18 protein-coding genes are annotated in these 17,269 nt (G+C 54.7%); 6 read left to right on the top strand and 12 right to left on the bottom strand.

Features of this window, described 5'->3' with window-relative positions:
* Positions 1-60: 60 nt before the first annotated feature.
* The 6 genes from FDX22_RS02380 to sitA all read right to left on the bottom strand — a co-directional run bounded on the left by FDX22_RS02380 (position 61) and on the right by sitA (position 6,105).
* Complete coding sequence (locus FDX22_RS02380) at positions 61-1,683, bottom strand: serine hydrolase (protein ID WP_146716661.1); 1,623 nt, start codon at positions 1,681-1,683, stop codon at positions 61-63.
* 90 nt (positions 1,684-1,773) lie between these two features.
* The gene (locus FDX22_RS02375; protein WP_117343175.1) at positions 1,774-2,496 is read right to left on the bottom strand and encodes a cysteine hydrolase; all 723 of its coding nucleotides are present in this window, start codon (positions 2,494-2,496) and stop codon (positions 1,774-1,776) included.
* Between the two features lie 171 nt (positions 2,497-2,667).
* Entirely contained in the window at positions 2,668-3,519 is an 852-nt protein-coding gene (gene sitD / locus FDX22_RS02370; RefSeq protein WP_117343176.1) for an iron/manganese ABC transporter permease subunit SitD, read from the bottom strand.
* A complete protein-coding gene (gene sitC / locus FDX22_RS02365; RefSeq protein WP_048213040.1) occupies positions 3,510-4,373 on the bottom strand; it encodes an iron/manganese ABC transporter permease subunit SitC in 864 nt (287 codons plus the stop codon). The genes sitD and sitC overlap by 10 nt, the downstream gene beginning before the upstream one ends.
* Positions 4,370-5,191, bottom strand: a complete 822-nt coding sequence (gene sitB, locus FDX22_RS02360) for an iron/manganese ABC transporter ATP-binding protein SitB (RefSeq protein WP_115257617.1) — start codon at positions 5,189-5,191, stop codon at positions 4,370-4,372. Before sitB ends, sitC begins: the two co-directional genes overlap by 4 nt.
* Positions 5,188-6,105, bottom strand: a complete 918-nt coding sequence (sitA, locus tag FDX22_RS02355) for an iron/manganese ABC transporter substrate-binding protein SitA (protein WP_146716660.1) — start codon at positions 6,103-6,105, stop codon at positions 5,188-5,190. Before sitA ends, sitB begins: the two co-directional genes overlap by 4 nt.
* Positions 6,106-6,291: 186 nt before the next feature.
* On the opposite strand from sitA, the gene FDX22_RS02350 reads away from it, so the two are divergent.
* Positions 6,292-6,636: a nitrous oxide-stimulated promoter family protein gene (locus FDX22_RS02350; RefSeq protein ID WP_096755954.1), complete on the top strand. Its 345-nt coding sequence runs from the start codon at positions 6,292-6,294 to the stop codon at positions 6,634-6,636.
* Between the two features lie 78 nt (positions 6,637-6,714).
* Here FDX22_RS02350 and flhA read toward each other — a convergent pair whose 3' ends face one another.
* From flhA to hypA, 6 genes are all read right to left on the bottom strand, one after another.
* Positions 6,715-8,793 carry a formate hydrogenlyase transcriptional activator FlhA gene (gene flhA / locus FDX22_RS02345; protein WP_115257620.1) on the bottom strand — a complete coding sequence of 693 codons (2,079 nt, stop codon included), beginning with the start codon at positions 8,791-8,793 and terminating at the stop codon, positions 6,715-6,717.
* Between the two features lie 131 nt (positions 8,794-8,924).
* Positions 8,925-9,935, bottom strand: coding sequence for a hydrogenase expression/formation protein HypE (gene hypE, locus FDX22_RS02340; protein WP_146716659.1), 1,011 nt, complete (start codon positions 9,933-9,935; stop codon positions 8,925-8,927).
* Positions 9,932-11,053 carry a hydrogenase formation protein HypD gene (gene hypD, locus FDX22_RS02335; protein ID WP_096755957.1) on the bottom strand — a complete coding sequence of 374 codons (1,122 nt, stop codon included), beginning with the start codon at positions 11,051-11,053 and terminating at the stop codon, positions 9,932-9,934. Before hypD ends, hypE begins: the two co-directional genes overlap by 4 nt.
* Positions 11,054-11,326, bottom strand: a complete 273-nt coding sequence (hypC, locus tag FDX22_RS02330; RefSeq protein WP_096755958.1) for a hydrogenase 3 maturation protein HypC — start codon at positions 11,324-11,326, stop codon at positions 11,054-11,056.
* Positions 11,317-12,189, bottom strand: coding sequence for a hydrogenase nickel incorporation protein HypB (gene hypB, locus FDX22_RS02325; RefSeq protein WP_096755959.1), 873 nt, complete (start codon positions 12,187-12,189; stop codon positions 11,317-11,319). Before hypB ends, hypC begins: the two co-directional genes overlap by 10 nt.
* A gap of 85 nt (positions 12,190-12,274) precedes the next feature.
* Positions 12,275-12,631 (bottom strand): hydrogenase maturation nickel metallochaperone HypA, encoded by a 357-nt coding sequence (gene hypA / locus FDX22_RS02320; protein WP_096755960.1) that lies wholly within the window; start codon positions 12,629-12,631, stop codon positions 12,275-12,277.
* Between the two features lie 198 nt (positions 12,632-12,829).
* Here hypA and hycA point away from each other — a divergent pair, with 198 nt between their 5' ends.
* The 5 genes from hycA to FDX22_RS02295 all read left to right on the top strand — a co-directional run.
* Positions 12,830-13,288, top strand: a complete 459-nt coding sequence (gene hycA, locus FDX22_RS02315) for a formate hydrogenlyase regulator HycA (RefSeq protein WP_096755961.1) — start codon at positions 12,830-12,832, stop codon at positions 13,286-13,288.
* Between the two features lie 144 nt (positions 13,289-13,432).
* Positions 13,433-14,044, top strand: a complete 612-nt coding sequence (gene hycB / locus FDX22_RS02310) for a formate hydrogenlyase subunit HycB (RefSeq protein ID WP_096755962.1) — start codon at positions 13,433-13,435, stop codon at positions 14,042-14,044.
* On the top strand, positions 14,041-15,867 hold the full coding sequence (hycC, locus tag FDX22_RS02305; RefSeq protein WP_117343180.1) for a formate hydrogenlyase subunit 3: 1,827 nt from the start codon (positions 14,041-14,043) through the stop codon (positions 15,865-15,867). Before hycB ends, hycC begins: the two co-directional genes overlap by 4 nt.
* Positions 15,868-15,869: 2 nt before the next feature.
* Complete coding sequence (locus FDX22_RS02300) at positions 15,870-16,793, top strand: respiratory chain complex I subunit 1 family protein (RefSeq protein WP_096755964.1); 924 nt, start codon at positions 15,870-15,872, stop codon at positions 16,791-16,793.
* Between the two features lie 17 nt (positions 16,794-16,810).
* Positions 16,811-17,269, top strand: a 459-nt coding sequence (locus tag FDX22_RS02295) for an NADH-quinone oxidoreductase subunit C (RefSeq protein WP_186805275.1), incomplete at its 3' end; no start/stop codon positions are given.

The raw sequence follows: 17,269 nt of genomic DNA, 5'->3' as shown, positions 1-17,269 counted from the left end.
ATATGCTGCGGGGCAGGTTCTGACCTCGCAGCGTGGGGGCGTTGAGAATACTATATCCAGTTACTGGATATAAACATCTACAGACCGACTGACCAGATTAGTCATGAAATTATCAAGACTATCAACGGTCTTTTGGTCCTGAATACCATAAATTTTTGCCACGTCATCAAGGTTTTCATAACTAACCCAAACCCGACCAATCTTATCCTGCCAGACGGAAACACGTAACGGCAGATCAAGCGATATGCCCTGTTTATCCTGCATCAGTTTTGTACCGACTTTAGGATTACCAAATACCAGGACTTTCGTTGGTCTGAGGTTCATGCCAGCGCCCTCGGCATTTTTCTCATGATCAATCTCGGTGAATAACGGAACACCTTCACTATTCAGAACGGCCTTCAGTCGGGAAATAGTCTCATCGACAGAGTATTTACTCTCTTGATTTTTGATTTTCTCTGAATTTAAACCAGAATTCAGTCCGGTTTTGTAGGCTTCGGCAATATCACGTGCCACCTGGGTCATGTCGACACCTTCTTTGTTGGTCAGCATCGTCACACAAACCAGTTCATCACCGGCGGTAAAGCGGCTCAGATAGGCGCTGAAACCAGCGGTCGTTCCTTTGATTTCAAGGAAACCAGGATGACGGGTAAATTCCCAGCCAGCCATAGCGGGCACGACTTTGCCGTTTTTCAGTTTTGCGGGGCTGTAGATAATATCGCGCAGCTGTTTATCTTTAACTAGCGTGCTGCCTGCAAGACCGATGTCCCATTTACTGATGTCTTCAGCTGATGACCACAAGCCGCCGTACGCGTACAGGTTATCGGTGGCGATAGCGCTGACCGGCTCCAGTTTTTCACCCGCGACGGCATAACCGGTTGCGGGTTCAACCGGGTTGATGTAGGCGATTTCTGCTTTAAATTTAGCGTGTTGGTTGTGTTGCTTGTCGGGTGTTGGGCGATCCAGATAGGCTTTCGTTGGCATATCCTTCGCGAACTGTGTGCTTTGCAGGCCTAATGGTTCAATTTGGTATTTGATAACGAAGTCTTCATAATGCATTCCGCTGACGTTTTCGATAGCCATCCCTAACAAAATAAAGTCGGTCGCACTGGCGTTGATATCAGTACCGTTTTTAAATTCGAGTGGTTTATTTTTGACAAGATCAACCAGCTGCGCAGGTGTATATTTCTGCGCTTGTTTATAGCCGAAGGATCTGAAGTCGGGGATCCCGGAAGAGTGTTGCATTAACTCCAGTATCGTAATGTTATGCCAGCTTTCCGGTAAGCCGGGTATATACTTGCTTACTGGGTTATTAAGATTTAATTTTCCTTGCTCTACCAGCTGCATGACCGCTACGGCGGTAAAAGCCTGAGTGATTGGCCCGATACCCCACATAGTTTTGGTCGAAGCCAATTCATCATTGGTGAGTGTTGCCAGTCCATATCCAGCTGAGCGCGGGATATACGGAGCCTGAACGATCGCCATGGATAAACCGGGCAGATTATTTTTCGCCATCACCTCGGCAATCATCTGATCGATATATTTACCGTTTACTTTTAACTGTGGGTTACCACGATTAACTAAGTAGGTTGTCTCGTTCGAATTAGGGGCGGCAATCGCCACGGAGGTTGAAACGGACATGGAAAGTAAAATACATGCCGCAATCACCTTTAACTTAAGCTTCATGGAGGGGTTCCGTTTTATTGATTTTTCTGTGCAGTTGTTGGCGATAACTGCACAGCAATTAGATAATGATATGAAAGGTGCCGGTAGTCGTTACTTAGCTGCGGCTTTTACTGTTTCAATCGTCTTTTCAGTGTCCCATAAATCATTAGCAATAATACGGTAGTTGGTGAGTGCGGCGAGATAACCGTCACCTTCCGGAATTCGTGGCCCTGCCGTGGCGTCTTTAACTACGACAACCTCAAAGCCTTGCTCAATCAATTCACGCAAATGGGATTCAATGCACAGATTGGCGGCCATACCTGCCAGAATGACCTGGGAGATGCCACGTTTTCTGAGTTGCAGCACCAGATCGTTGGTTTCTGGTCCAAAAATTTTATGCGGTGATGTAATGACCGTTTCGCCGTCATAAATATAGGGTTTAAACTGCGGCATAAAGTCAGCACCTGAATTTTCGAAATTATCCACGTTCAGCGGTCCCTGACGATCAAACATTCCCGTGCTGTGCATAAATGTTTCGCCTGGTGCTGTCGATACCCATTTATGATCATGTGGGAAATAATAATGTGGAGAGACAAATACAGGAAGATGCTGTTCTTTTGCCAACTTAAACAGCGCTTCCAGGTTTTCTACGGTATTGTTTTCGGTGATGCTGTCTTTAAATACTTCCCAGCCAATTCCCTGCGGACTTAGAAAATCAACTTGTGGATCAACTACCACCAATGCAGCAGTCTTGCTATTAAGTGTAATACCTTTACGTGGTAATCCGTAGGCTTCTGGTTCAGAATATATTTCGGACATGCTCATCTTGCTCATAAAAATTTACCTGTTTGTATTTATTTATATCTGATGTGATAGTTACTATCGTCGCGATAAATAACGTCGGTAAATATGGCATGGTTTCAGAGGGAGTGAGTTGCTCAATACGCTGATAAAATTGTCATTGCGTATTCTAATAACGAAAGTGGGCATCTGAGTGCCCACACGTTAGAGGTCGTATTGCTGGCGTCGCCGTTCTAAACGGCGATCGCGTAGAGTGGAATAAATAAAGGCGATAACAAATAGCAGGGAGAATAAGACGACGATGGTCGGGGCCGGTGCGCTGTCGATGAAAAATGACAGGTACACGCCCATAAATGAGGTGGCCATCGACATGACGACGGCGAGTATCAGGGCGTGGGAAAACTGGCGCGTGAGTAAAATTGCAATCGCGCCCGGCGCAATTAACAACGAGATCGACAGAATAATACCCACCGACTTCAGCGTGGCGACGATGGTGAGCGCGATCATACACAGCAGACCATAATGCAGCAGGGTGGTGTTCAGCCCGCAGGCTTTTGCCTGGTGCGGATCGAAGGCGTGCAGCAACAGATCTTTCCACTTTAACCCGATGACAAGGGCAATCCCCAGCGCAATAACCGCCGTTTGTGCGATATCCCCCAGCGAGACACCGAGCATGTCGCCGAACAGAATATGGTCCAGATGAATCTCAGACTGGATTGAGACGTACAGCACCAGTCCTGCGCCAAACATGCCGGAGAAGACGATACCCATCAGCGTGTCGCGTTTGATGCGGCTGTTATCATCGAGATAGCCGGTCGCCACCGCGCAGAACAGCCCAGCGATAAACGCGCCAATGGCCAGCGGAATGCCCGCGATGTAAGCCAGTACGATCCCCGGAAATACCGCATGGCTCATGGCATCGCCCATCAAAGCCCAGCCTTTAAGCACCAAAAAAACCGACAACAGCGCGCAGGGTATGGCGACGATAACGGAGATGGTCAGCGCGTTCACCATAAAGCTGAACTGAAAGGGTTCCAACAGGGCGGTTAAGAACATGAGGACTCCTTATTCACCTGGCGGGCGCGGCGACGGTTGGCCAACAGACCGTGTTTTGGCGCGAAGACAAACGCCAGCAGAAACAGCAGTGTTTGCAAAACGACAATGATTCCGCCGGTCGCGCCGTCCAGCCAGTAGCTTAGCCAGGCACCGAAAAAGCTGGTCAGGCTACCGATAGCGACGGCGATAGTGAGCAGCCGGGGAAAGCGATCGGTCAACAGCCAGGCCGTGGCACCGGGCGTCACTACCAGGCAAATCACCAGAAATGCGCCGACAGTTTGCAGCGCCGCAACGGTGGAAACTGAGAGCAGCGTAAAAAATAACAGCTTCAGGCGGCCTGGGTTCAGACCGATAGAACGCGCGTGGTTCTCATCGAAAAAAACCACCATCAAATCTTTCCACTTCAACAGCAGAATGGTAAGTGAGATGACGCCGATAATCGCCAGTTGCAGAATATCTTCCGGTGCAATCGCCAGCACATTACCGAGAATAATGGTCTGAATGTTCACCGACATCGGATTGAGCGACACCATAAACAGCCCGATGCCGAAGAAAGAGGAAAAAATCAGCCCAATGATCGCATCTTCCTTCAGGCGCGAACGCTGGTTAAGAAACAGCATACTGCCCGCTGCCAGCCCACCAGAAAGAAACGCGCCAAGCGCAAAGGGGAGCCCTAACATATAGGCCCCGGCAACGCCCGGCACAATCGAGTGTGACAGTGCATCGCCAATTAACGACCAGCCCTTGAGCATTAAATAGCAGGAGAGAAATGCGCACAGGCCGCCGACCATCGCCGAGACCCACATGGCGTTGAGCATATACTGGTAGCCAAACGGTTCTGTCAGCCAGTTCATGGTGATTCCCCCTCGTTGGGCGTACGTCGAGAAATAAACGGCCGTTCATCATCGGTGATTACGTGCTGCTCACCGCCGCTTAGCTTCACATGGCGCAGGACGCCGCTGAACGCCAGCTCGAGATTCTCAGGGGTAAAGGTGGAGTCGGTCGGGCCGCTCGCCAGCACCGTCCCTTTGATCATGACTGTGTAATCACAAAACTCGGTCACCGAACCCAGATTGTGAGTAGAGACCAGCATCGTGCGCCCCTCATCGCGCAGTTCGCGCAGCAGGTCGATGATGCGGGCCTCGGTTTTCACGTCTACGCCGGTGAACGGTTCATCCAGCAAAATGACCTGTCCGTCCTGGGCGATGGCGCGCGCCAGAAAAACACGTTTTTTCTGCCCACCGGAGAGTTCGCCGATCTGCCGATGGCGGTATTCCAGCATATCGACCCGCGCCAGCGCCGCATCCACGCATTGATGGTCGCGCGCGGTTGGTCGTCGCAGCCAGCCCATATGGCCAAAGCGTCCCATCATCACCACGTCTTCCACCAGCACCGGAAATGACCAGTCCACCTCTTCCGACTGGGGAACGTAGGAAATCAGATTCTGTTTTAGCGCCTTGCTGACCGGCTGCTGCAGAATGGAAATTTCGCCCTGCGCCAGGCGGACAAACCCCATCAGCGCTTTAAACAGCGTTGATTTCCCGGAGCCGTTGACCCCGACCAGCGCGGCAATCGAACCACCCGGTACCTGAAAGGTGGCATCGCGCAGCGCGGTGTGTCCGTTGCGATACGTCACCGTCACCTGATTGACGGAAATCGCTGAATGACTCATGGCTGGCTCCCCAAACCTGCGTTAATCCCGCTGACAATGGTTTCCGTTGTCACGCGCAGTAAATCCAGATAGGTCGGTACAGGGCCATCAGCAGCGCTCAGCGAATCGACATACAGCACGCCGCCGTAATGTGCGCCGGACTCACGCGCCACCTGACGGGCAGGCTTGTCGAACACCGTGCTTTCGCTAAATACCGTCGGGATCTGATGAGTTCTGATCGCATCGATCACTTTGCGCACCTGTTTGGGTGTGCCTTGCTGATCGGCGTTGATCGGCCACAAATACAGCTCTTTCAAATCGTTATCGCGCGCCAGATAGGAGAATGCGCCTTCACTGGTGACCAGCCAGCGTTTATCGGCCGGGATTTTTGCCAGCGCCGCATGCAGGGGATCGAGCGTCTGACGAATTTTTGTTTTATAGCGCTCTGCATTGTTCTGGTAGATGGTGGCATTGTCCGGATCGTACTTCATCAGCGCATCGCGGATGTTATCGACGTAAATCAGCGCGTTCTCAGCTGACATCCAGGCATGGGGATTCGGCTTGCCGTTATAGGGGCCTTCGCTGATGCCCATCGGCTTCACGCCGTCAGAGACCATCACCTCCGGCACGCCGGATAAATGCTGGTAGAAGCGGGCAAACCACAGTTCCAGATTGAGACCGTTGGAGAGAATCAGCTGTGCGCCCTGCGCGCGTTTAATGTCGCCCGGTGTGGGCTGATATTCGTGAATTTCAGCCCCCGGCTTGGTAATGGAGCTGACCTCGGCTGCGTCACCCGCTACGTTGCTCGCCATATCGGCAATCACCGTAAAGGTGGTGACCACCTTAAATTTTTCTTGCGCCGATGCGGGCGACAGCGTCAGCGCCGTCAGGACGCAGGCAAGGAGAAACGATTTCAGATGGGGCAGGCGCGGCATAGTATCCCTCACAAGAAAGTGGTTAATTTATCATCGAATATAGCCTTTGCTATGTTATATAGCACAAGGCATGATAAATGAAAATAATTCTTATTTGCGTAGGGTGCTAAGGATGTATCACCTTCAGGTAATAGTGCCGCGGATTACTAAGGTGTATTATGCATGCAACTTAAATGTGGAGGCATCATGTCCGGCAAACGTATTGCACGTGAAAAAATGACGATCCAGAAAATGATCTCGCTGTATGAGAGCCAGTGCCCGCAGGCTTCAGACGAGCCGGGGCATTACGATGCGTTGTTTGCCTATGCGCAAAAACGACTGGATAAGTGCGTATTTGGTGAGGAGAAACCAGCTTGCAAACAGTGTCCGGTACACTGTTATCAACCTGCAAAACGCGAAGAGATGAAGCAGATTATGCGCTGGGCCGGGCCGAGGATGCTCTGGCGTCATCCGATCCTGACCGTGCGTCATCTGATTGATGACAAACGCCCGGTACCGGAATTGCCAGAGAAATTTAAGCCTAAGAAGTAATGTTGCTGTGTGCCGGATGGCGGCTGTGCCTTATCCGGCCTACAAAGGCATACGCATCTGCGCCATCAGCCACAATCGTTAAACCAGCGCATCCTTATCAATACCCAGTCGCTTCATGCGTGAGAGCAACGTTGTGCGTTTCAGTCCCAGCCGCTGTGCTGCGCCTTTTGGACCGGCGACCACACCGTTGGTCTCTTTCAGCACGCGCATAATCAACTGGAATTCATCTTCGCCTTCCTGCGCAACTTCGGTCGCCACCGGCGGTGTGCACGGCGCCGGCGTGATGATATCCGGCAGGGACAGTTGCAGCACGTTGCCTCTGGTCAGCAGGACCGCGCGTTCCACCACGTTTTCCAGTTCGCGCACGTTACCCGGCCACTCCATGCCGCTTAATGTGCGCAGCGCTTCAGCCGGAATGCTGTCGATATTGCGCCCCATCCGGCGAGCAATTTTAAAGGTGAAGGCTTTCACCAGCAGTGGGATATCTTCCGGGCGCTCGCGCAGCGGCGGCAGATGGATCGGGAAGACGTTCAGGCGATAGTACAGATCGTTGCGGAATTCGCGATCGGCCACCATTTTTTTCAGATCGCGGTTGGTGGCGGCGATCAACCGCACGTCGGTCTGGATCAGCTTGTTGCTGCCCAGGCGTTCAAATTCCTGCTCCTGCAGAACGCGCAGCAGCTTAGGCTGTAGCTCCAGCGGCATGTCGCCAACTTCGTCGAGAAACAGCGAGCTTTTATCGGCCAGTTCGAAACGCCCGATGCGCTGCGTACTGGCACCGGTAAACGCGCCACGCTCATGACCAAACAGGTCGCTTTCCAGCAGTCCGGCAGGCATCGCCGCACAGTTCATCTTCACCATCCGACGGGCGTTACGTCCGCTCAGATTGTGAATAGCCCTGGCAATCAGCTCTTTACCCGTTCCGGTCTCGCCCAGAATCAGCACGGTGCTGTCGCTTTGCGCCACCATCTCGACCTGTTTGAGCACGCTGTACATGGCTTCGCTGCGGCCAATGATTTCACCAAACTCACTGTCCACGTTATTGAGCTGCTCGGTCAATGCCAGGTTCTCATCGACCAGCCGTTCTTTCAGGCGGTGGATCTCCTGGTAGGCGAGGGCGTTATCGACAGCAATGGCCACGCGCTCGGCAATCTGGCGCAGCAGCTTGAGATTGGCGGTAGTGAAGACTTTTTCTTCGCACTGGGCCAGCTTGAGGACGCCAAGCATCGTGTTACCGGACATCAGCGGCAGCAGACACAAGGTTTGTAACTGGTTGCCCCAGGTGTCAAACAGCATGCGTTCGTAAGGCGCCAGCGCATCACGTTCGCTCAGGTTAATCAGCAGCATCTCTTTGCTTTTGAAAACCCGCTCAGAGAGCGTGCCCGCTTCGTCAACTTCGCTCTGCTCGTGCGCCGGATGATGCTCATCCAGATAGTGGGTGGAATAGATGCTCAGCTTATTTTTGCGATCGCTGCGCAGCACGATGCTGATGGCGTCGATATCGAAGTAGTGGTGGATCTCTTTGGCGACTTCGCTGACCAGCTCATCAATGTCCAGGCGGGAGAGCACCGCATTGGTGATGGCGACCAGGATACGAAAGTTGTCACGCTCACGACATAGCAGATCGTAGTCGACGTTGTTGCTGACCCGGTTCTGGATCTGTTCGGCCACGACGCCGACGATCTGGGTAAAGGTTTGCAGGCGGTTGTACTCTTTTTCACTCCACGGGCTGTCTTCGTGGCGGATAAATTCACAGCCGCCGAAGATGCGCCCATCGGCCGCCAGCGGCAGCAGACAGTAGTGACCAAATTGGGAGTACAACCCGCCGGATGCCAGCTGCGGCCAGGTTTCACTAAACTCATGATAGCTGCAGTGCAGGGCATCGGGACGAGACAGAATGCGGCGCACCGGACCGTGTGCCAGCACCGTTTCGTCTTCATAATCGATGGGTTTACCATTTTCACGCGTCGTAAAGTAACGCGCACGCTGCGTCTGCGCCTGCCATAACACAATAGCCGCACTGTCGGCCAGCGCCGAACGCTTGACCAACTGAGAAAGCGCCTCACTGAGAGACTGAAGATCGGGCTGCTGTAATAATGTACGAGTGATATCGAACAAGCCTTGCTGTCCGAGGTCGCTCATCGGTGTATACGACATATTGCTTTTCCAGGAAGCACCAACGGTGCAAAAACGGTAAATGAATTATAGGTATAAGTTGAAAATTATTGTCGGATGGCCAGGGTACGCCATCCGTAGGCCCGGTAAGCGAAGCGCCACCGGGCAATATATCAGCATATGCGTGGGAGTGGTTCGGCGTGTGGTAAATCAAGAGTTCGCTTCACGCCGTACAGTCCGGCCAGACGAACGCCTTTACGTTCCACCACTTCACCAATCAGCGCCGCATCGCGGCCCAACGGATGCGCGCGTAGCGCGGCAAGCACGCTTTCTGCGGCCTGGCGTTCCACGGCGATAACCAGTTTGCCTTCGTTGGCAAAGTTGAGCGCATCCAGACCGAGCAGTTCGCAGACGCCACGTACCGCTGGTTTCACCGGCAGGGATGATTCGGACAATTCAATGCCGAAGCCGCAGGCCGCCGCAAACTCGTGGGTGACTGCATTCACGCCGCCGCGAGTGGCGTCGCGCAGCGCTTTCACGCCGGGGATGTCACGCAGCGTCTGAATCAGCGGCGTTAACACCGCGCAGTCGCTGACCAGTTCACCGTCCAGCCCCAACTGCTCGCGCAGGTTAAGGATGGTTGCGCCGTGGTCGCCGAGCGTTCCGCTGACCAGCAGTACATCGCCTGGGCTCAGGGTTTGTGCACCCCAGTGGATAGTAGCGGGGATCGCGCCCATTCCGGCGGTGTTGATAAACAGTTTGTCCGCCGCGCCGCGCTGCACCACCTTGGTGTCGCCGGTGACGATGGCAATGCCCGCTTCGCGCGCGGTGGCCGCCATGCTGTTGACCACGGTTTTCAGCGTGTCCATCGGCAGACCTTCTTCGAGGATAAACCCGCAGGAGAGGTAGCGAGGGAGCGCTCCACTGACGGCGACGTCGTTAGCCGTACCGCAGACAGCCAGCTTGCCGATATTGCCGCCAGGGAAGAACAGCGGATCAATCACGTAGCTGTCGGTCGAAAATGCCAGACGGTCGCCTTCAGCCATCAGTTGCGCCAGATCCAGACGCGCCTGATCTTCTTGTTCCGCCAGCCACGGATTCGCAAATGCTTCCATAAACAGGCTATTGATCAATTGTTGCATAGCCTGACCGCCGCTACCGTGGGCGAGTTGTACGCTGTTCATGCTTCACACTCCTGCTGACGATACTGATACCAGGCGGCACACGCGCCTTCGGAGGAGACCATCAGGGCGCCAAATGCGGTCTCCGGATTACAGGTTTTACCAAATAACGGGCACTGATGCGGTTTACATCTGCCGGTCAGCACCTCGCCGCAGCGCGCGCGCGGGTCGTCATACACCTGCTGTGGCGCCGGTTTGAAATGTGCTTCGGCATCAAAACGTTGGTAGTCAGGCGTCAGATGAACGCCGGAAGATTCGATAACGCCCAGACCGCGCCATTCGCTGTCGCCATCGACGCAGAACACCTCGGCGATAGCCTGCTGCGCCAGGGCGTTACCGGCATCCGGCACCACGCGACGGTACTGGTTCTCAACCTGGCTGTGGTCGGCAATTTTCTGCTCAATCAGCATTACCACGCCTTGCAGCAGATCCAGCGGTTCGAAACCGGCGACCACCAGCGGGCGATGGAAATCGGAGGCGATGAAATTATAAGCATCGGTGCCAATGACCATGCTGACGTGACCCGGTGCTAAAAAGGCGTCAATACCGTTATCTGGCTGTTCCAGCAGGCTACGCAGTGTTGGGATCAGCGTAATGTGCTGACAGAAAAAGTAGAAGTTTTGCACGTCACGCTGTCTTGCCTGCTGGAGCGTGATGGCGGTCGTCGGCATGGTGGTTTCAAAACCCAGACCAAAGAACACGACTTTGCGGGTCGGGTTTTCCTGCGCCATCTTCAGGGCATCCATCGGCGAATAGACGATACGGATATCTGCGCCACGCGCTTTGGCCTGCAGCAGCGACCCCTGTTTTCCCGGGACGCGCATCGCGTCGCCAAAGGTGCAGAAAATCACTTCCGGGTGGCTGGCAATTTCTACGCAGCTGTCAATTCTGCCCATCGGCAGCACGCAAACCGGGCAGCCGGGGCCGTGAATAAACTCCACGTTTTCAGGCAGCAGTTGGTCAAGACCGAATTTGAAAATAGCGTGGGTATGGCCACCGCACACTTCCATAATGCGCAGCGGACGTTCAGCGGTGTAGGGGAGGTGAGCGGCACGTTCACACAGGTGGTCAATCAACTGCATCACCTGTTCTGGTGCGCGATATTCGTCAACGAAACGCATTTATTTTTCCTCGCCGTACAGCAACGCGCCGACATCCGGCTCAACGTCAAACATGTTTTGCAGCGCCTCGAGCGTGTCGCGCGCTTCAGCCTCATTAATGATGCTCATGGCAAAACCAACGTGCACCAGGACCCATTGCCCCAGACGTGGTTGACCGTGCTCATCACAACTACCGACCAGCGTCAGGTCGACGTCGCGCTGAATACCGCAAACATCGACCTTGGCCTGGTTTCCCTCAATGGTGCGGATTTGACCCGGAACACCTATGCACATCGCTGCGTCTCCAGCCAGGAGAGCCATTGATCCATGCCTTCACCGCTGGTGGCGGAAATCAGGATGATCTCAATTTCCGGGTTCACTTCCCGGGCGCTGGCGATGCATTGTTCAACATCAAAATTGAGGTACGGCAGCAGGTCGACTTTGTTGAGTAGCATCAGCGAGGCGGCGGCAAACATATGCGGGTATTTCAGCGGTTTGTCTTCGCCTTCGGTAACGGAAAGCACCGCCACTTTATGACGTTCGCCGAGGTCGAAGCTCGCCGGGCATACCAGGTTACCGACGTTTTCAATGAACAGAATACCGTTGTCTGCCAGCGGCAGTCGCGGCGCGGCATCGGCAATCATTTGTGCATCAAGATGGCAGCCTTTACCGGTGTTCACCTGGATGGCGGGCGTACCGGTGGCGCGAATACGCGCGGCATCGTTAACCGTCTGCTGGTCGCCTTCGATCACCGCACACGGCACGCTGTCTTTCAGCTTCATCAATGTTTCGGTTAACAGCGTTGTTTTACCGGAACCGGGGCTGGAGACCAGATTCAGCACCAGATGCTGACGGGCGGCGAAGCGGGCGCGGTTACGCTCGGCCAGACGGTTGTTCTTGTCCAGCACGTCAATTTCCACTTCCAGCATACGGCGCTGGCTCATGCCTGGCGCGTGGGTGCCGGCTTCACCATGACCGTAGTGTAAATCGCCTTCTTCAGTTTGGCTCGGGGTGAAACTGGCGGTCTTCACTCCGGTAATATTTAGCGCCGGACGAGCGGCCGGGGCAAATGGCGCGCTGCGAAACGCCGAGTGGGGGTTATGTTCATCACCCTCTATATAAAGGTTGCCTTCAGCGCAACCACATGTCGTACACATCGCTCACTCCTGATCTATTGCTTGTTACTCGCTTTTTGCCGGATGGCGACGCTAACGTCTTATCCGGCCTACTTTGTCACCAGCTTTAATCTTCAGCATCGCCTATTTCAATTCGTCGAATCTGCAGGCCGTCATCGGCCACGATTCTTAGCATGTCGCTGTGACATTGCGGACAACGGCGCACGCGCTGGGTCAGTAAGGTGACGTACTGCTGGCATGTTTCACACCAACATTCGGCTTCTTGTTCTTCGAGGTGGAGTTTACAACCTTCTGCAAGGGTGCCACGGCATACCAGATCAAAACAAAAGGCGAGAGCGCTGGTTTCTACGCAAGAAAATGCGCCAATTTTGAGCCAGACCGCAGTAACCCGTTTTGCACCGTGTTGCGTAGCCTGTTGTTCAATCAATTCCAGTGCCCGTTGGCAGAGGGTTATTTCGTGCATATCGCCTCCCATGTTGTTATCGGGATAAAAGCAAAAAACATGCCAAACTGAATTTTTTCACCCGTGACAATGACGACGATGACGAAATGACATGTCGTCACGACTAGTAATTTATTTATCCATATGAAATATAAGCAATTAAATATTGGCATGAAACGTGCTTAACGCAGAATGTCTCTGCTAAACGGGTAACCTGACATGACTATTTGGGAAATAAGCGAAAAAGCCGATTACATCGCTGAACGGCATCGTCGCCTACAGGACCAGTGGCGTATTTATTGCAACTCGCTGGTACAGGGGATCACCCTGTCGAAAGCGCGTTTACATCATGCGATGAGCTGCGCGCCGGACAAGGACCTGTGCTTTGTCTTGTTTGAGCACTTCGTTATCTACGTCACGCTGGCGGACGGCTTTAACAGCCATACCATCGAGTACTACGTTGAAACGAAAGATGGCGAAGATAAGCAGTTGATTGCACAGGCACAACTGTCTCTCGACGGCAAGGTCGATGACCGTATCAGCAACCGCGATCGGGAACAGGTGCTGGAGCACTATCTCGAAAAAATCGCCAGCGTCTACGACAGCCTGTACACCGCGGTTGAAAACAATATGCCAGTGAATTTAAGCCAACTGGTAGAGGGTCATAGCCCGGTTTAAGCCTCGGGTGTGTCCACGTAAGTCATGATGCGGTGCGTATGCTGCGTCACGACAGTTTAGGGAATGGGCATGTCGATAAGTGTCGAAAATGACATTTGATAGACATGTTTTCGTCAAAAATGACTATCACCTGAGGAATGCCTGGTGAATCGTTTTGTAATTGCTGACTCCACTCTTTGTATCGGCTGCCACACCTGTGAAGCCGCCTGCTCAGAGACACATCGCCAGCATGGCCTGCAGTCAATGCCGCGCCTGAAAGTGATGCTAAATGAAAAAGAATCTGCGCCGCAGCTTTGCCACCAGTGTGAAGATGCGCCTTGTGCCACCGTTTGTCCGGTCAATGCGATTAACCGTGTCGATGGTGCCGTACAGCTGAATGAAAGCCTGTGCGTGAGCTGCAAACTGTGCGGGATCGCCTGTCCGTTTGGGGCCATTGAGTTTTCAGGCAGCCGTCCGCTGCATATCCCGGCGAACGCCAATACGTCAAAAGCGCCTCCTGCTCCGCCAGCGCCAGCTCGTGTCAGCACGCTGCTGGACTGGGTGCCGGGTATTCGCGCCATTGCGGTGAAATGCGACTTGTGTAGCTTTGATGAACAAGGTCCGGCCTGCGTGCGCATGTGCCCAACGCAAGCCCTGCATCTGGTGAGCAATATGGACATCGCCCGCGCCAGCAAACGTAAGCGTGAGCTGACGTTCAATACCGACTTCGGCGATCTCACCTTGTTTCAGCAGGCTCAGAGTGGGGATGCAAAATGAGCGCAATTTCACTGATTAACAGCGGCGTGGCCTGGTTTACGGCGGCGGCGGTTCTGGCATTTCTGTTTTCGTTTCATAAGCCGTTAAGCGGCTGGATCGCCGGTGTCGGCGGTGCGGTGGGTAGCCTCTGTACGGCGGCTGCGGGGTTCCTCGTACTGACCCGCGCCGTTGCGGTTAGCGGCGTGATGCCGTTTATCGGTCATAGCCTGCAAATGTCGCCGCTGAACGCTATCTGGCTGATTACGCTGGGTCTGTGCGGCCTGTTCGTCAGCCTGTACAACATCGACTGGCACCGTCACCCGCAGGTAAAAGCCAACGGACTGCTGGTTAATCTGCTGATGGCGGCGGCGGTGTGCGCGGTGGTTGCCAGCAATCTCGGCACGCTGGTGGTGATGGCGGAAATCATGGCGCTGTGTGCGGTGTTCCTGACCGGGTGCAGCAAAGAAGGCAAGCTGTGGTTTGCGCTGGGTCGTGTCGGTACGCTGCTGTTGGCGATCGCTTGCTATCTGGTGTGGCAGCGCTACGGTACGCTGGAACTGCGCTTGCTCGACCTGCGCACTCAGCAACTGCCGCTCGGTGCTGACATCTGGCTGTTGGGTGTGGCGGGCTTTGGTCTGCTGGCCGGGATTATCCCACTGCACGGTTGGGTGCCACAGGCACACGCCAACGCCAGTGCACCGGCGGCGGCGCTGTTCTCTACCGTGGTAATGAAGGTGGGTCTGCTGGGTATTCTGTCCCTGTCGCTGCTGGGCGGTAATGCACCGCTGTGGTGGGGCGTTACGCTACTGGTGCTGGGGATGATCACCGCGTTTATCGGCGGCCTGTATGCCCTGATGGAGCACAACATCCAGCGTCTGCTGGCGTACCACACGCTGGAAAACATCGGCATTATCCTGCTGGGTCTGGGTGCTGGCGTGACCGGTATTTCCCTTAACCAACCGGCACTGATCGCACTTGGCCTGACCGGCGGTTTGTATCACCTGGTCAACCATAGCCTGTTCAAAAGCGTCCTGTTTTTGGGCGCAGGCAGCATCTGGTTCCGCACCGGTCACCGTGATATCGAGAAACTGGGCGGTATCGGTAAACGTATGCCGGTGATTTCTCTGGCGATGCTGGTTGGCCTGATGGCGATGGCCGCGCTGCCGCCGCTGAACGGCTTTGCCGGTGAATGGGTTATCTATCAATCCTTCTTCAAGCTGGGTAATAGCGGCGCGTTCATCGGTCGTCTGTTAGGACCGTTGCTGGCTGTCGGTTTGGCCATTACCGGCGCGCTGGCGGTGATGTGTATGGCGAAAGTCTACGGTGTGACGTTCCTCGGCGCACCGCGCACGAAGGAAGCGGAAAACGCCTGCTGCGCGCCTATCCTGATGAGCGTGAGCGTGGTTGCGTTGGCTATCTGCTGCGTGATTGGCGGCGTTGCTGCCCCATGGTTGCTGCCGCTGATTTCTGCCGCTGTTCCGCTACCGCTGGAAACGGCGAATACCACCGTATCTCAGCCGATGATCACGCTGCTGCTGATCGCGTGTCCGCTGCTGCCGTTCATCATCATGGCTATTTTCAAAGGCAACCGCCTGCCGTCACGTTCACGCGGTTCCGCGTGGGTGTGTGGTTACGATCACGAGCAGTCAATGGTGATCACTGCGCACGGCTTTGCCATGCCGGTTAAAGAAGCCTTTGCTCCGGTACTCAAACTGCGTAAATGGCTGAACCCGGTATCCTGGGTTCCGGGCTGGCAGAACGCGGCGGCACCGGTGTTGTTCCGTCGCCTGGCGCTGATTGAGCTGGCGGTGCTGGTGGTGATTGTGGTTTCACGAGGAGCCTGAGAATGAGTGTTTTATATCCGTTAATTCAGGCGCTGGTGCTGTTTGCCGCGGCGCCGCTGTTGTCCGGTATTACCCGCGTGGCGCGTGCGCGTTTGCATAACCGCCGCGGTCCGGGCGTGTTGCAGGAATATCGCGACATTATCAAGCTGCTGGGCCGTCAGAGCATTGCGCCAGCGGATTCCAGCTGGGTCTTCCGCCTGACGCCGTTTGTGATGGTGGGCGTTATGCTGACTATCGCTACCGCGCTGCCGGTGGTGACCGTGGGCTCGCCGCTACCGCAACTGGGTGATTTGATCACGCTGATTTACCTGTTTGCCATTGCCCGCTTCTTCTTTTCTATCGCCGGTCTGGATACCGGTAGCCCGTTCACCGCTATCGGCGCCAGCCGTGAAGCGATGCTCGGCGTACTGGTGGAGCCGATTCTGCTGCTGGGCTTGTGGGTGGCGGCGCAGGTTGCTGGTTCGACCCACATCAGCAACATTGCCGATACCATTTATCACTGGCCTGCCGCGCGTAGCATCCCTTTGATTCTGGCGCTGTGCGCCTGTGCCTTCGCCACCTTTATCGAAATGGGCAAGCTGCCGTTCGACCTCGCGGAAGCCGAGCAGGAGCTGCAGGAAGGTCCGCTGACCGAATACAGCGGCAGCGGCTTTGCGGTGCTCAAGTGGGGTATCAGCCTCAAGCAACTGGTCGTTTTGCAAATGTTTGTCGGCGTGTTCCTGCCGTGGGGGCAGATGGAAACCTTCACTGCGGGCGGGCTGCTGCTGGCGCTGGTGATTGCTGTCGTTAAGCTGGTCCTCGGCGTGCTGGTCATCGCCCTGTTTGAAAACAGCATGGCGCGTCTGCGTTTTTGCGCCACTTCACGCGTGACCTGGGCCGGTTTTGGGTTTGCGTTTTTAGCCTTCGTCTCCTTGCTGGTGGCGTGATTTAAGAGAGTTTGAACATGTCTGAAGAAAAAGTAGGTCAACACTATCTCGCCGCTCTGCACCAGGCCTTCCCGGGCGTGGTGCTGGATGAAGGCTGGCAGACCAAAGATCAGCTGACCATCACCGTGAAGGTCAACTATCTGCCGGAAGTAGTTGAATTTCTCTACTACAAACAGGGCGGCTGGTTGTCGGTGCTGTTTGGTAACGACGAACGTCAGCTGTGCGGCCATTACGCCGTCTACTATGTCATGTCGATGGAACAGGGCACCAAGTGCTGGATAACCGTTCGCGTAGAAGTCGACGCCAATAAACTGGAGTTCCCGTCCGTGACGCCGCGCGTACCGGCCGCTGTTTGGGGCGAGCGTGAAGTGCGCGACATGTACGGCTTGATCCCGGTAGGGTTACCGGACGAACGCCGTCTGGTACTGCCGGATGACTGGCCGGACGAACTCTATCCGCTGCGTAAAGACAGCATG

This window comes from Citrobacter sp. TBCS-14 (genome assembly GCF_005280805.1).
GTDB lineage: Bacteria > Pseudomonadota > Gammaproteobacteria > Enterobacterales > Enterobacteriaceae > Citrobacter > Citrobacter gillenii.
This window is presented reverse-complemented; position numbering and strand designations above follow the sequence as displayed.

Excerpts from the sequence above, each read along its gene's own strand:
- flhA (WP_115257620.1), bottom strand. The coding sequence starts at position 8,793 with ATGTCGTATACACCGATGAGCGACCTCGGACAGCAAGGCTTGTTCGAT.
- hycC (WP_117343180.1), top strand. The coding sequence starts at position 14,041 with ATGAGCGCAATTTCACTGATTAACAGCGGCGTGGCCTGGTTTACGGCG.
- hycA (WP_096755961.1), top strand. The coding sequence starts at position 12,830 with ATGACTATTTGGGAAATAAGCGAAAAAGCCGATTACATCGCTGAACGG.
- FDX22_RS02300 (WP_096755964.1), top strand. The coding sequence starts at position 15,870 with ATGAGTGTTTTATATCCGTTAATTCAGGCGCTGGTGCTGTTTGCCGCG.
- hypA (WP_096755960.1), bottom strand. The coding sequence starts at position 12,631 with ATGCACGAAATAACCCTCTGCCAACGGGCACTGGAATTGATTGAACAA.
- hypD (WP_096755957.1), bottom strand. The coding sequence starts at position 11,053 with ATGCGTTTCGTTGACGAATATCGCGCACCAGAACAGGTGATGCAGTTG.
- FDX22_RS02375 (WP_117343175.1), bottom strand. The coding sequence starts at position 2,496 with ATGAGCAAGATGAGCATGTCCGAAATATATTCTGAACCAGAAGCCTAC.
- sitC (WP_048213040.1), bottom strand. The coding sequence starts at position 4,373 with ATGAACTGGCTGACAGAACCGTTTGGCTACCAGTATATGCTCAACGCC.
- sitA (WP_146716660.1), bottom strand. The coding sequence starts at position 6,105 with ATGCCGCGCCTGCCCCATCTGAAATCGTTTCTCCTTGCCTGCGTCCTG.
- hypC (WP_096755958.1), bottom strand. The coding sequence starts at position 11,326 with ATGTGCATAGGTGTTCCGGGTCAAATCCGCACCATTGAGGGAAACCAG.
- hypB (WP_096755959.1), bottom strand. The coding sequence starts at position 12,189 with ATGTGTACGACATGTGGTTGCGCTGAAGGCAACCTTTATATAGAGGGT.
- hypE (WP_146716659.1), bottom strand. The coding sequence starts at position 9,935 with ATGAACAGCGTACAACTCGCCCACGGTAGCGGCGGTCAGGCTATGCAA.
- sitD (WP_117343176.1), bottom strand. The coding sequence starts at position 3,519 with ATGTTCTTAACCGCCCTGTTGGAACCCTTTCAGTTCAGCTTTATGGTG.
- FDX22_RS02380 (WP_146716661.1), bottom strand. The coding sequence starts at position 1,683 with ATGAAGCTTAAGTTAAAGGTGATTGCGGCATGTATTTTACTTTCCATG.
- sitB (WP_115257617.1), bottom strand. The coding sequence starts at position 5,191 with ATGAGTCATTCAGCGATTTCCGTCAATCAGGTGACGGTGACGTATCGC.
- FDX22_RS02350 (WP_096755954.1), top strand. The coding sequence starts at position 6,292 with ATGTCCGGCAAACGTATTGCACGTGAAAAAATGACGATCCAGAAAATG.